The sequence below is a fragment of the Chryseobacterium bernardetii genome, from assembly GCF_003815975.1.
GTDB classification, from domain to species: Bacteria; Bacteroidota; Bacteroidia; order Flavobacteriales; family Weeksellaceae; genus Chryseobacterium; species Chryseobacterium bernardetii.
The window spans coordinates 2,816,974-2,830,564 of the sequence record NZ_CP033932.1; the positions used below are offsets into that span (position 1 = coordinate 2,816,974).

Here is a 13,591-nt window from a genome sequence, read left to right on the forward strand (position 1 = left end):
TTTACTTTTTAGGGTTGAGACAGTTTTCTGAAATTTTGAGTAAAGCGGAATACATCATTTCAAGCTCATCTTTTGAAACCCCTTTCAATGCAGCTTCACGGTTAATTTCCACAATATTCTGTACTTCTCGGATAACTTTTTTACCAGAATCTGTGACTTCAAGGTTTGTTTTTCTGCGGTCATCAGGATGAGCGTGTCTTATAATATATTCGGACTTTACCATTAAATCAATAATTCTCGTCACAGAAGCATTGTCCTTGAAAACAAGATCACCAATTTCATTCTGGGTAATTCCCGGGTTTTCCAGAATTGCTTTGATGATCAGCCACTGATCAATGGTTATGCTAAAACCATGGGCTTTCAGTTGGCGCTGTGCATAGTTTCTATAGGCTCTGATGGCTTTATCTATGTTGTAGAATATGATTGAATTTAATTTTTCCATACTTTCAGATTAAAATGATTTATCAATTATTGATATGTCAATTAATTTGTTGATGGGATTTTTATTTTGTTACAACTTTTTGAAAAAAACTTATGAATGAATTGAAAATGATAGTTGAATTTGAAAAATATTAATTCAAACTATAGGGAAAATACCTATATGACTTTTAAATAATTTTAAGTATACTTGTCATCATAAAAACACAAATTCAATGATTCTTTATTTCACCAAACCTGGGCAGTCCCTTACTGACCTCTGTAATGAGATACAACTTGAAAATCCTGAATATTTAAAGGACTATCACAATCTGCGCTGCTCTTTATCGGAGCGCTTTGATGGTGATATTGTTCAGGGAATGAAATTGTATATTCCATCATCATCTGAAATCCTTGAGCTCAACAAAAAAATCAGAGACGATAACCAGAGTTTTTATGATTTTCCAGCTAATGGAAAATTCTCTTTTGACTTTAAGCTTTGGGAAGGAAAGTATCAAATTACCCAGACTGCCTATTCTGACGATACAATGCTCGCAAAATATGAAAACAAAGTAAAATTAGAGTTTGAAGGAATTAAAGATGGGTATTATCACTTTCTCTTTTCAGCATTTGATTTCAGAAAAAATGAGGATACTTCAGATACCAAAGTGGATACCCTTGCAAAAATGTGCATAGAGGTTATCTATCCAATCCGATATCGTATAGATCCTGAAGGAAAACTTATTGATATTGTACTGACAAAGAAAACAGAAGATATTGTTTCTGAACTAGACTCGATAAAAAACTTCTTTCCAGATCAATATTCCTCTGATTATGTTGAAAAGATGAAAGATATTGTAAAAAGCTCGGAAATCATTTTACAGAAGTTTAGAAATACGTTATTCAACTCTTTTATGTTTGGGGCATTCTACAGAGCTCAATTAGGAGATTGGATTACTTCAAATATTTACTATGATTTTTATCCCTGGATCTTTGATGCTCAGCCAATACGTTTTGAATTCCAAAATACCTTGCTGGCAAAAGATATTTTAGATGATAAACGGGTAAGAATTCAGCAAAAAGGAATTTCTTCGGATAATCGAAATCTGGAAGGCCTATACTTTACGGATTCCAGGTTTGATGATAAGACAGATATAGGAAAAGAGCCGATAGATTGTGAACATTTTGCTGAATATTTTTTTAACCGGGAAAATTTGTCAGTGTATAAAATTGAAGCAGGATTTCAATATTTCGGGCATGAAAATACCCAAAGAGAAGATTTTTTATTAGAAAGAATTACAGATAATTATTAGATTTGAAAAACACCAAAATCACAATACGATGTCAGAAAATACTTCCCCTCACGATGGTAAATATTTCGTGATTCAAAAAGGAAAAGCCCTGTGTAATCAAGGGAATCAGTTTCCACAGTTTAAAGTAACCTCACACGAGAAACATTATTGGAATAATAAAGAAGGACAAGCGGATTATTTAGCCGTTACAGAAGATGATGTGCAATTCACCCCGCCAGGTCCCAGTTTTGGGCAATGCAAGCTAAAACCAAGTTCAGGCGGTTATTTGCCTTGTGCATTTGCTCCGGCAGGAAAATGGCAAAAAGCCTATGAGAAAGTAAAGATTATGAATAAAAGCTGTATTACAGAGCTTTCTGAGCTTATGTGCGCAACAGGTGGAAAAATAACCATAAAAGAACATGGGCAAACTGCAGAGATAACCCAACAAAATGTCAGGAATGCAGATCCAAAACAGCAGCAGAATATTAACCCATTGCTTGACTACAAAGAATTTCAGGATGAACAGGAAGAAGATCTAAACATCTGTAATTAAAAACACACAAATATGGGAAAATTAACAATCATTGGAAACGATAAACCTGTAATCGGAAAACAGGAAATGTATTCTGTTGCTGCGATAAATGGCTGGCTGAATCCTTTACAACCTATTAAAAACCCTTTGCAAGTACCCCAAGCACATTGGGAAGTGATGGTCCAGACCAAAACAGGCTGGAGAAAAGGCGGAAGCGATAAAGAAGGTCAAGTAGTTCCTTATATGTTCGGACAGAAAAGCTTATTGCACAAAGGAATCAAAATTGTTGTACAGTAAGGTAACGATAAGGGAGAACTTATTGTCCATCCGCAACGGGCTAAAGAACCAAAAATAACCAGGGTGGAACTTCTGGATGCCAATTATAAACCTATTCCAAAAGGTAAAAAGCTGAGCTACAAAGACACCATTATTGCAAGAGCCTATTGTGTAGAGATGTTCGGGATGAATATTGCTTTTACCCTTTGGGAAGATGATGCCCAGGGAGAAGGACATAACCCCACAGTAAATGCTCTGAATAAAATAAACCCTGTCCCTGTTCTTAGCAGAGTGAATGAAAAAGGAATGGCAGAAGCTGTTTTCAGATTACCTTTTTACACAATGGCTGTACTAATTGCCAATGCACACACTGCATCAGGTGACAAGAGCGAGGGAGCCACCCACGAATATTATGTAACGGCTGATGTGGTTAGTAAACATATACAAAAAGCAAGTCCAAACGTTAATGTAGTTAATCCTACTCATAATCCAGAACCTCCAAGAAAAAGAGAGGTTCCTAAAGGGCATACTCCCTCACCAGCAAAACCTAAAACAACTCCTGCTCTAGAGAAACCCAAACCTAAACCTGATGGGAATTCAGCAAAATTCCCAGTCACCACGGGCGGGAAAAAGAGTGATGATCCACAAGGAAAGATCCTGAGTGCTGAATTTGTTGATAAAGCTGGAAACAGGCTTCATTCCTCGAAAGTAGGAACTACTGTAAGAATAAAGATTGTTGCAAAGGAGATGAAAGGTAAAAAAGTCAAGGTGAAAATATGGGAGGAAGATAATATCAAATGGACTCATGATATGATTTTCGAGAACGATTGTATCTTAATTGGTGACAACAATTACCTCAATAATGTACAACTTACAAAGCAAATGTTTGATAAAGCCAATGATGGAGGCAGTGATAGCGCAAAACAGGATTATTTTATAGAAGTGATCCATAATGATACGTCTGTAAAATCTGTTGTGATGCCTGTAAGTGTGGATGCGGAGCCTACAAGGGTTGAGAGTGGGGATAGTGCAACGGCTGTTAAAAAAACAAAATTGAAATTTGATAAAGTTGTAGGTCTAGGAAAAGAAGCTATTTTACATATAACAAGTGAAATTGCAACAGAAATAACTGTTGATAAAAATGGTAAAATAACCTCTTATCCTGATTATGGAGGATATAATGGGATGAATGAATATAAAGAAGGAAATAAAATATACACTAAAAAATTAGCTAATGGGAAAAGTGCATTTCCATTGTATAAAATGTATATTTATAGGGGAAATAAAACAGGTGAAGCCGTTCAAAAACTAAAACAAGATATTGAGAATAAGACTCATGAAAATGCAGAAACTACGGTTTTAACTGTCGCAAGACATGCGCAAACCAATAATAAAAATTACGGGTCAGAAGGTCCGTTACCGCCTAATACAATAACGACCCTTTATAGGATTCGGTATATGCAAGCTTGGAATCATGCAAAAAAGGAAAGTTTTAGATATAGAATTGTAAGCGATAATACTTCTAATATGAAGCCTTTAAATGACACAAAAAAAGAGGTTTCAAGTGGGGCGATGTCGTTGGGGAATAGGGGCTCAATATCTATTGACCCGTGGAGTTCGGCAGGTTTAATTGGATGTATAGGAATAAGAAATTCAGATGGAAAAGTTCATTCAAGTTGTGAAAAAGAATATCCTAATCAGGATAAGGAAAATTATAAATTTATATACCATGCATTAAATAATTATTTAGAAACAATAATTCCTGAGCTAACTGGTGTATATGGAAGACGAGGATATTCCAGCAATGGTAAAGTAGCTGTGGTAGCTTCTAGATATGAAGAAGAAGTTAAAGTTTTTGTTTTAACAGATTTATTACCTGAATTGAATAATTGTAAACTGAATCTAAAAAAAGATGGCAGAGAAAAATTCTATGATGAATTTGGAGAATCTGCAATAAAAATGGTGGAAAATCAGAAGAAATCAAATAAATTTAAAGGTCTGTATATTATTGCACAAAGAAGACAAGAAAATGGACTTAGTTTAACGGTACCTAACAATAATCCCATGAATATCAAAGATAGTGGTGATCTAGGTAAATCCGACTTGTATACAAAGGAAGTTTTTAATGGGAAAGAAGTATATATAAATGATGGATTTGGTAAGTTTTCCAGTGTTGAAAAAGGATTTGAGGGATATTTAAAATTACTTAATCGTAATTTTAATGATGCTTATACTGCTATACTTGATGACAGCAAAACAATTGATGATTTTTTGTCTGGAATGCAAGATACAGGAAAAAAAGGAGCATATGCAACCGATCCTAATTATAAAACTTCCATTAAAGGGATATTCAATGGTGTTGTTAAAGATTATAAAGAAATTTTGAATTATAGACTTTGTAAGGAAAAATTAGAGGAAGGGAAAAATAAAATCAAAAAAGATATAGAATTACTTAATAAGCTTAAATAAATACATGCAGACTATCAAAATATTCTTTTTTTTATATAGTTTTTTATTTTGTTTCACAAGCTGTGATGGACAAAAATCAAAAAACAGCACATGTTCAGTTGACAATGCTATAAAGACCATCAACTCATTACCTGAAGTTCAAAAACAGAGTAAATTTGTGGATTCTTTATCAAAAAACAGACAACATTTATCGTTTATGACAGACACGATAAAATATAATAATAAACAATATTACAGAATTAAAACAGGTTTCAGTGGCCAATTTCATTGGGAAACCTATACTATTTTTTACGTTGATAAAAATAATTGTAAAAGTGTAATGGTTGATGAAACAATCTCAGGTGACATTATTACATTAGAGAAGTGGAGAAATTTAAATAAAAAAAATAAAATGATTATATTAAATAATTCAGCAGATAATGTAGAGTTTTCAGATCTCTTTAATGAAGGGAGCAATATTAAATTTACCCCAAAAGATCTCAATCTAGATACCCCTGAAATAAAAGAGTTTAAATTCAAATTATCGAACTTTGAATCAAATAATTTTAAAACCGAAGAATTTAATATTGATAATTTATCTTTACTGATAAATGACGAAACATTCAGTAATAATGAGAGATATATTGATAGTAGTTGGCTAAACTATTTTATTAACAAGTATCCAATTAAACAAAATATTATTAAGCAACTTATGGATCAAGCAATGGAAAAAGAGGATTTTTCTGCTGTAAAGATATTAAGTAAGTATTATATTTTTTCATTACAACAGATTAAACAATCTGAAGCAAAAAGAGAATATAAAAATTCCTTACATGGCAAGTTAGATACAGAGAATTATTATGATCCTGCTTATTCTAAAATAGATGACATATTAGCTTTTATTACTGAAGAATATAAAGAGAATCATATTCAAGACAGTGATGGCTATACAAATCTTAGAAAAGATAAAACACCAACTTCGGAAATTCTACAAAAAGTAAAATCAGGAGAACATATTGAGGTTTTAGATAATACAGGTGATTGGTTTTTAGTAAAAACTAAAGAAGGAAAAGAAGGCTATATTCATAAAAGCAGGATAAAATTTCCAAAGTCATAAGACTTCGGAGATCATAGATTTTTAAATAACCGATCAATTTCTTTTCTGCTGACATCATTCGGACAAACTTTATAGAACTCCTGTAGAAGATCTAAAGAACTTGGCTTTTTAGGATATTGATTATGATTAAGAAAGGCCTTCAATGCAGTATTTACTTTGTTTTCACCTATTAAATCACTTAATGTTACCATCGCAACAGCCCCTTTGGAATACGAAATATGAGGAATGTCTCCAGTTGCCCTGTAGATAGGAATATTTTGGGATAATCCCTTTTCACCGTCGTAGATCTGTTGGTGAACTTTTAATCTTTCCATCATTTTTGCTTTACCATGCATTTTTTTATACAACATCATTTCTGTGTACATGGCAAGGGTTTCGGTGAGCATTACAGAGCCTTCTCTGTCATCGGGATCAATCCGGCTGTTTCCCCACCAGAGATGGGAGAGTTCATGGCCTGCCAGTTCATTAATCACATCCTGTTTCTGATCTGAATGAATATTCGCATGAAAGACCATGTTTTCAGGCATAAAAACAGCAGAAGGGTAGGCTGTTGCTGCAAAACCTCTTGTAAAAGAGGATATTTCTGCAAAATTGATGGTTTTGAAAGGATATTTTCCAAAATTCTGCTGGCAGTAATCCAATGTAAGCTGAACGTTTTTCATAAGATGCTCTATATTTTCAAAATGATTTTTATGGTAAAAAATAGTAATGATGATCCCTTTATAATTGAGAGTTTTCAGTTCATATTCCGCTGAGGAAACAGCAAAACGGAAAGGAATATTTGTTGCTTGATACTTGAAATAATTACGGTCTGACTGAGTCCATTTCTTGATGAGATCACCTGTTCCTACAGCAGTCTGATGCTTTTCTGTGGAAAAGGTCATATCAAGGTTAATAAAATCTTTCTTGAACATCTCCGGAGCTTCAGGATTCTTTATTTTTCGAAATTTTCCCAATGCGTATTGGCTGCGTATCTTCTTGTCCTGAATTTCATAATCACTCTGATAACCAATGTTTGGATAATATTTGCTGATTCTCATAAAAGATCCGTTTTCAATAATGGCATTAAAAGATTGATGCCCGTTTACAGCAAACCATTGATAGGATATTTTGAAATCAAGAGTAGCTGTGTCATTAGGCTTTAAAGCATTTTTTAATGAAACCTCGGAAGTATTTCCTGTAACACTAATGATTTCGGAACCTGTTTTAAAAACAGCGTTTTTCAGCTTAAGATCAGGATTAAAGTTGATCAGGATTTTATGGATTGGCTCTTTTGTTTGGTTTTTAAGAATATAATGGCCAACAATTTCATAGGAGTTTTGGGATGGATACAGACTGATTTCCGTTTTCACATCCGTTATATCAGGCTTTGGAAGACTTTCATACTTCCGGAAATCCTTTTCATATTGAACAGAATTCAAAATATCTTTTTCATGATCTTTAGGAATATATCCTCTCATAAAATAGTTTCCGGAAATCATTCCTGAAATGAACAGGATAATGGTGAGGGCATACTGAAGAGCAGAAACTTTTTTGAACTTAATAAAGGTATTTATCAGCCATAATAAGGCAATGATTCCGGTTCCCAATAAAAGTCTTTGTCCAAAAGCTTTTTCATAGATCCCATACCCGTTGAAATCGCTGTAGCTTCCTTTAAAATCTGAAAATATCCTTAAAACAGGATAAGAAAGAATCTTACCGGAAACTGGCCCAGCAAGTACAAAAACAGCCAGAACAGATATTCCCAACGCGATAAATTTGTTCGGAATTCTGTCATTGATAACCAGGATAAATCCGGAAAATAAGATCAATGGAAATGTATTGAAAAGAAAAACACCAAGATAAGCACTCCAATCAACATGAAAATACTGATAAGCAGCCTGAAAAATAATACCCTCTCCAATTAAAATTCCTGTAAAGAAGAACAACAGGATACTTATGGAAATGAAATGTCCGGTTAACTTTTTATTAGAGAAAAAAGTACTGTTTTCAATCATCGAAAATCCGAATGATTCCGATCTCCAATACAGGTCATTAAGAAAATAGGCTGAGATGATTAACCCAAGCAAGTGAAAATTTTCAGATATGGTGGCTGCCATAAGGCCGGAACTGGCATATTTCTGTGGAAGCCGGATGCCTTTTTCAATTTCTGCATACATTTCCATACCTATAGCAAATACCAGGAGAATAGAAACTGCGGGAACCGTAATGCTTTTGAACAGGTAAATCAGGTCTATTTTGGCAAAAGATAATGTGGATTGTATAGCAGGAATTCTTCCATAATGAGGTTGTACCGAAGCATATCCGGATTTGAAAAATTTTGGTTGAGAATCATCTTTGGGCGATGCTTTTTTTGCCTTTTGTTTTGAAATATTTGAAAAGGAGAATTTTTTTACAGTCAACCATAGAAAAAGAATAGATATAATTAAACAGAAGATTCTGTTGAAAAGCAAATAACCCGTCATAGGGACAAACTGAATGTTTTTTTGTTCAACAGTAAGCAATCTTGCATTTAGAAAGTAAGAAGATAGCCCAAAAGGATCAAGGATCGCTGAGATCTGCTGGGCTTCCAAAGATTGTGGCATAGCTCCCGCCATGAATGGTGAATTGGAAAATAATAAGATAACCATGTAGAAAATATATAATAATAAGCCACCAATCACAACCAACAGTTTTTTCCTTAAAATAAAAGTTATAGAAAACAGAAAACTGCCTACCAAAAATGTATTGATGAAACCGAATATCAATAAAGGATAAAGGTAGTAAACTATAGAAAAACCCTCTTGCATTTCACTTCCTGTGCGCAGGTTTTGGCCAATGATAAACCCGGAGATCAGAGATGAAAAGCTTAGGAATGTCTGTAGAAAATAGATCAGGAATTTTTCTTTCAGGTAGCTTTGCTTTGAAAGAGGGAATGAAAATAAAACTGTATCAAACCTTGAGTCTTTTTCTTTAAACAAAAACTGTAAGGCATAAATAGTGGCAAAAAAAATGATGGAAAGACTCAGTATTCCGGTCATAAATCCAATGGTGTAAGGTGAATTTAAATAGATTCCTTCTCCTGCAGAAAGATTGAACTGATTCCCACAGAAAATACCCAGAAACACAAGAATTAAGGCAATAGAATATGTAAGCCAGTGTTTGGTGTTGCGTCTGACTTCAAAAGAAAATATAGCATTCATGGCTAAGGTTTTTGCGTTAAGGTATAAAAGTAAAAGTGCTCCAGTAAAGGATTTACAGCATTGAAATTTTCAGGATGCTTTTCTGAAAAAATAGTGATATGATGTTTTCTTTCTATTAATTGTCTGCTGATAACTTCATAATGAGAATAATAATTTTCCAGGTCATTGTTATCAATAGAGCGGGACCATATTTTGTTCTCTAATTCAGCCATTAACTGCTTTGGTTTTCCTTTTCTAAGGATTTTTCCATGGTTCATGACTGCAATTTCTGAACACAGATTTTTCACATCTTCCACCAGATGAGTGGAAAGGATGACAATAATGTCCTGGCTGATATCATTTAAAAGAATATTGAAACGGTTGCGCTCTTCAGGATCTAATCCAGCTGTAGGCTCATCTGCAATAACAATCCTGGGATTTCCCAATAATGCCTGGGCTACTCCGAAGCGCTGCTTCATCCCACCGGAAAAAGTGTGAACTTCTTTCTTTTGGAAATCGGAAAGGTTTACTTTCTCAAGCAGATCCAGAATTTGTTTTTTCCGGCTGTTACGGTCTGTAATCCCTTTCAGTACAGCAATATGTTCTAAAAGATCATATGCAGAAACTTTAGGATATACTCCAAAATCCTGAGGCAGAAATCCTAAGTTTTGTTTGATGAATTCAGGTTTTTTAATAATATCAATATCATTGAAAGAAATGTTTCCTGAACTGGGCTTCTGTAATCCTACAATGGTTTTCATCAGGGATGATTTCCCGGCTCCATTCGGACCTAAAAGCCCAAACATTCCGTTGCTGATTTCTAAGGATATGTTATCAATGGCCTGATAACCATTTTTATAGGTAAGATTAAGATTATTGATGGATAAGGTATTCATAATAGTGAGTTTGGGGAATAAGAGGGTAGGTAATCCGGTTGGGGACTACTGTTGTTTAAAGAGACGGATTGATAACAGGCGAAGAGATCAGAGGCAAGAGTAGAGAAACAAATTATAAGACTTCCAGCTTTCAAACATCAAACGATTGAAAGGATGATAACCTTAAACGATGAACTTTATACTTTAAATGCTACGAAGTTTACTCTTTGTACTCCAGAATATCTCCTGGCTGACATTCCAGAACTTTGCAGATAGCTTCCAGGGTATCGAAACGTACACCTTTGGCCTTTCCGGTTTTAAGGATGGATAAATTAACGGGAGTAATTCCCAGTTTTTCTGCCAATTCTTTACTCTGCATTTTTCGCTTGGCCAGCATCACATCTAAATTGACTATAATTGGCATGTTAAATAATTAGGTCTTGTTCGTTTTGCAAATGTAGCCCTTGCTTAAAGATATTCGCAAGAAACAGACAGAAAATTCCAAGCATAAAGTGAATAAACACCAGTCCCCAGATAATATTTTCCACTTCTACAAAGAAACTCGCGATAATAACCAGTGGAAGCGGGATGAAAATATTAAAAAGGTAAAATCTCATAAGTTGCAGGATATGGTCTTTTGTAAAAAGCTTTGGTTGAAAAAATACCCTGAAAACTTTTGCTGATAGCCAGAAAAAGATCCCATAAGGAATTAAAACCAGCATAAATGAAAAAATGATATAGGGATAATTATCTTCTATATTCAGAAATGGCTGTTGGGTAAATGGATAGTTAATGTGTAAATATTTGCCGTTTCCATATGGGGTTACCGAGAACCCTGTGGTAAGGCAAAGCAGCGCATACAATGAGGTGATCAAATATCCGGCAGATAAAATTGAGCAGATATAAAATAAAATCCTGGAAATAATTTTGGTCTGATTCATATCACGATCATTAATTAATATTGCAAATGTATAATAAATTATCGTAAAACAATAATTTATTTAAATAAAGTTTTATTTATAAGATTGATTTCATCTCTAAAGAAATTGTATTAATCCTTATCTTTAATATAAAATATATCATCATGGCTTATAATATTGAATTGGCAGATAAGGTTCGCGAATGGCTGGCCAATATACACGATATTAAGATAGAAGAAAAGAAAATGTTCGGCGGACTGGCATTTCTGGTGAATGATAAAATGTGTATCAATATCAGCCACGACAACCTGATGTGCCGCTATAATCCTGACAGAGAAGAGGAAGTAGCAGAGAAAAATGGTTTTCTTCCCATGATTATGAGAGGGAAACAGTTAAAGGAATATTGTTATGTAGAACCCATTGGTTTTCAGAAACCTGAGGATTTTGAATATTGGATGAGACTTTGTCTTGAGTACAACAACATTGCAAAAGCATCAAAGAAGAAGTAAGTTTGATGGTTTTAGAGTGGGAGAGTATGAGAGTATGACAGTGGGTGACCACTGTTGTAGCTTCCCACTATTCATTACTCATTATTTATTACTCATTGCTTATGATTTTCCGTATAATTGTTCTCTTATCTGAATCAGGATTTTGGTTGTTTTCTCCAGATCGGGCGATTCGGGAAGTAGGGAAACGGAATGATGATGCTCAATAGATTCAATGAGGTTTTCTGCTTTTTCCATCACTGCTTCATAAGACCAGTTTCCGGCTTTGATATCCAGTAATTCATCCTTATTCTCTACACGGATCTGAAGAGAATTGCTTTTGAAAATCTGTTCACAGGATTGCAGCAAACGGATGGTATGCATTATATTTTTACTGTCGTAGTTTTGTCCATGCTTCTGATTGACATTGTACCGGTCTTCATTACGTTCTTCTACCCATTTCCAATATTCCCTGTAATCTTTGCAGTAAGTAGAGTAGGCATCCAGATTGCAGAACAGATAAGCACAGGGTTTTTCTTTTTTGGAAACAGAAGATACCGAAACCTGGTTCGCTTCTTCATGCTGGATAATTCCTTTATAGTTCAATGTTTTTGAATCATCATAAAATAACGCAAACATTCCTTTGGTATGGTCAATAGCGGTCAATCCACATTTCTCCTGAATTTTTCCTTTCTCCGAAAGCCATTTTTTCAATGCAACAGAACCTTGACCGTCCAGAATAAAGCAAAAATCAAGAACAGATTTTCTTTCCTTGTCTATAGGATTTAAAATCTTTTTATGAAGACCTTTCGCTTTTTTAATTTGGGAAACAGCATATCCGGCAAAGGTATCTTTGCATAATTTGGAGAGAAAATCTTCCGGTTTCAACAGATCTATCAACGGGTGTTTGTACAGGATACAATCTTCAGGACTTGCCAAAACTTCCAGAATATTAGGGTTGTTCTTTTGCAACAGCTCCACAAATCTCCCGATTTCATAATAAGTAATATCATTCGTCTCATTAGAAATCTGCGGAATGTAGTTCAGCCCAAAGAAATCTTCCTTCGGCAGATAACACACTCCACGGATATCCGTATCCGAAGTTTCCGTTGCCAGCCCGAAAGCACGGCTTCCGGATATGGCTTCGAAGAGGAGGAGGCTACGAGTTTTAAGGTCTTGGATGGACATAATAGTTTTTTTTATTTAATATTTCTCTAAAAACCCTTTCCATTTCCTTTTTATCAACATTTCCACCTCTCAAACCCTTCGATTTTTCCTCATTATAAGCAATGGTTTTCTCCAAAAACTCAAACAATTCCCAATCATTCGGATGGTAATAAGCTTCTCCTTTGGTGGCTTTTAAGGCTATAAGGTTTTCTATTTTTATTCTGGTTTCGTGGTTTACAAAAACAAGCAGTTCACTAAATAATACTGGCGGAACCGTTCCTTTTTCTATGATCCATTTTCCGGTTAATGCAGTTCTCAGACAGTAAAAATAGCTCTTTAGTTTCACTTCATCGGCTCTGCAGGCTTCCAGGTATTTTTTGCTCATGCTTAAGTAATGATAGGAAACGGCTACCGGTGAAAAACAGGCATCAGCCAATGGCCTGAAAAGCTCTACAAACTTTGCATTTTCCTTATAGACGATAGGAGAGTAGAACCAGCTCAGTAAAGCAGCATTCGATTTCAGTAAGAGATGAAAAGTCTTTCGGAGGTCCCATCCGGAACCATCCAGATCATCTTCGGTCATAAATTCTATTGTTTCATCCTTATCCCAAGGGGAAAGATACCAGTCTTTTTCGTGACGGTATATAAAACGTATGTCATAATCGCTGTCCGGTGAGGCAAAACCCCAGGCTCTGCTTCCGGATTCAACGGCAAGAAGTATTTCTACACCCTGTGCAGCTTCTACTTCTTTTATCTTTTCTACTATTTTTGGCGTCATTGTTTTAATTTTATAATGCAAAGTAAAAAGAGTGGTGCGCAATGTTATTGCGTGGGTTTGTGGAGTTTCTAAGTTTAAGGTTGAATATTGCAGGTTTTTTAATAGCAGGTCCTGGCTTCCTTT

General features: G+C 34.8%; 13 protein-coding genes. 6 read left to right on the forward strand and 7 right to left on the reverse strand.

The annotated features are described in order from the left end of the window. Position 1: 1 nt before the first annotated feature. Positions 2-442 (reverse strand): MarR family winged helix-turn-helix transcriptional regulator, encoded by a 441-nt coding sequence (locus EG339_RS12980; RefSeq protein WP_123870414.1) that lies wholly within the window; start codon positions 440-442, stop codon positions 2-4. A gap of 211 nt (positions 443-653) precedes the next feature. On the opposite strand from EG339_RS12980, the gene EG339_RS12985 reads away from it, so the two are divergent. The 5 genes from EG339_RS12985 (at position 654) to EG339_RS13005 (ending at position 6,082) form a co-directional block, all read left to right on the forward strand. Next, entirely contained in the window at positions 654-1,730 is a 1,077-nt protein-coding gene (locus tag EG339_RS12985) for a hypothetical protein (RefSeq protein WP_123870415.1), read from the forward strand. A 28-nt stretch (positions 1,731-1,758) separates the two neighbouring features. Continuing rightward, entirely contained in the window at positions 1,759-2,262 is a 504-nt protein-coding gene (locus EG339_RS12990; protein ID WP_123870416.1) for a DUF4280 domain-containing protein, read from the forward strand. A gap of 12 nt (positions 2,263-2,274) precedes the next feature. Beyond that, on the forward strand, positions 2,275-2,538 hold the full coding sequence (locus EG339_RS12995; RefSeq protein ID WP_123870417.1) for a hypothetical protein: 264 nt from the start codon (positions 2,275-2,277) through the stop codon (positions 2,536-2,538). A 63-nt stretch (positions 2,539-2,601) separates the two neighbouring features. Next, a complete protein-coding gene (locus EG339_RS13000; protein ID WP_123870418.1) occupies positions 2,602-4,986 on the forward strand; it encodes a glucosaminidase domain-containing protein in 2,385 nt (794 codons plus the stop codon). Between the two features lie 4 nt (positions 4,987-4,990). Then, positions 4,991-6,082: an SH3 domain-containing protein gene (locus tag EG339_RS13005; protein WP_123870419.1), complete on the forward strand. Its 1,092-nt coding sequence runs from the start codon at positions 4,991-4,993 to the stop codon at positions 6,080-6,082. An 11-nt stretch (positions 6,083-6,093) separates the two neighbouring features. Here EG339_RS13005 and EG339_RS13010 read toward each other — a convergent pair whose 3' ends face one another. The 4 genes from EG339_RS13010 to EG339_RS13025 all read right to left on the reverse strand — a co-directional run bounded on the left by EG339_RS13010 (position 6,094) and on the right by EG339_RS13025 (position 11,059). Continuing rightward, complete coding sequence (locus tag EG339_RS13010; RefSeq protein ID WP_123870420.1) at positions 6,094-9,264, reverse strand: ABC transporter permease/M1 family aminopeptidase; 3,171 nt, start codon at positions 9,262-9,264, stop codon at positions 6,094-6,096. A 2-nt stretch (positions 9,265-9,266) separates the two neighbouring features. Next, positions 9,267-10,139, reverse strand: a complete 873-nt coding sequence (locus EG339_RS13015; RefSeq protein ID WP_123870421.1) for an ABC transporter ATP-binding protein — start codon at positions 10,137-10,139, stop codon at positions 9,267-9,269. Positions 10,140-10,338: 199 nt separating this feature from the next. Continuing rightward, positions 10,339-10,542: a helix-turn-helix domain-containing protein gene (locus EG339_RS13020; RefSeq protein ID WP_123870422.1), complete on the reverse strand. Its 204-nt coding sequence runs from the start codon at positions 10,540-10,542 to the stop codon at positions 10,339-10,341. A 1-nt stretch (position 10,543) separates the two neighbouring features. After that, positions 10,544-11,059, reverse strand: coding sequence for a DUF2975 domain-containing protein (locus EG339_RS13025; protein ID WP_123870423.1), 516 nt, complete (start codon positions 11,057-11,059; stop codon positions 10,544-10,546). 143 nt (positions 11,060-11,202) lie between these two features. Here EG339_RS13025 and EG339_RS13030 point away from each other — a divergent pair, with 143 nt between their 5' ends. Continuing rightward, positions 11,203-11,547, forward strand: a complete 345-nt coding sequence (locus tag EG339_RS13030; RefSeq protein WP_123870424.1) for a TfoX/Sxy family protein — start codon at positions 11,203-11,205, stop codon at positions 11,545-11,547. A gap of 99 nt (positions 11,548-11,646) precedes the next feature. Here the strand turns inward: EG339_RS13030 and EG339_RS13035 are convergent, their stop codons facing one another. Both EG339_RS13035 and EG339_RS13040 read right to left on the reverse strand, forming a co-directional pair. Further along, on the reverse strand, positions 11,647-12,711 hold the full coding sequence (locus EG339_RS13035) for a nucleotidyltransferase domain-containing protein (protein WP_123870425.1): 1,065 nt from the start codon (positions 12,709-12,711) through the stop codon (positions 11,647-11,649). Next, positions 12,692-13,468 (reverse strand): nucleotidyltransferase domain-containing protein, encoded by a 777-nt coding sequence (locus EG339_RS13040; protein ID WP_123870426.1) that lies wholly within the window; start codon positions 13,466-13,468, stop codon positions 12,692-12,694. The genes EG339_RS13035 and EG339_RS13040 overlap by 20 nt, the downstream gene beginning before the upstream one ends. Between the last annotated feature and the right edge of the window lie 123 nt (positions 13,469-13,591).

What these genes read in the sequence shown, in the direction of transcription:
- EG339_RS13040 (WP_123870426.1), bottom strand. Translation starts at nt 13,468, where the DNA reads ATGACGCCAAAAATAGTAGAAAAGATAAAAGAAGTAGAAGCTGCACAG.
- EG339_RS13015 (WP_123870421.1), bottom strand. Translation starts at nt 10,139, where the DNA reads ATGAATACCTTATCCATCAATAATCTTAATCTTACCTATAAAAATGGT.
- EG339_RS13010 (WP_123870420.1), bottom strand. Translation starts at nt 9,264, where the DNA reads ATGAATGCTATATTTTCTTTTGAAGTCAGACGCAACACCAAACACTGG.
- EG339_RS13005 (WP_123870419.1), top strand. Translation starts at nt 4,991, where the DNA reads ATGCAGACTATCAAAATATTCTTTTTTTTATATAGTTTTTTATTTTGT.
- EG339_RS12980 (WP_123870414.1), bottom strand. Translation starts at nt 442, where the DNA reads ATGGAAAAATTAAATTCAATCATATTCTACAACATAGATAAAGCCATC.
- EG339_RS13035 (WP_123870425.1), bottom strand. Translation starts at nt 12,711, where the DNA reads ATGTCCATCCAAGACCTTAAAACTCGTAGCCTCCTCCTCTTCGAAGCC.
- EG339_RS12995 (WP_123870417.1), top strand. Translation starts at nt 2,275, where the DNA reads ATGGGAAAATTAACAATCATTGGAAACGATAAACCTGTAATCGGAAAA.
- EG339_RS13020 (WP_123870422.1), bottom strand. Translation starts at nt 10,542, where the DNA reads ATGCCAATTATAGTCAATTTAGATGTGATGCTGGCCAAGCGAAAAATG.
- EG339_RS12990 (WP_123870416.1), top strand. Translation starts at nt 1,759, where the DNA reads ATGTCAGAAAATACTTCCCCTCACGATGGTAAATATTTCGTGATTCAA.
- EG339_RS13030 (WP_123870424.1), top strand. Translation starts at nt 11,203, where the DNA reads ATGGCTTATAATATTGAATTGGCAGATAAGGTTCGCGAATGGCTGGCC.
- EG339_RS13025 (WP_123870423.1), bottom strand. Translation starts at nt 11,059, where the DNA reads ATGAATCAGACCAAAATTATTTCCAGGATTTTATTTTATATCTGCTCA.
- EG339_RS12985 (WP_123870415.1), top strand. Translation starts at nt 654, where the DNA reads ATGATTCTTTATTTCACCAAACCTGGGCAGTCCCTTACTGACCTCTGT.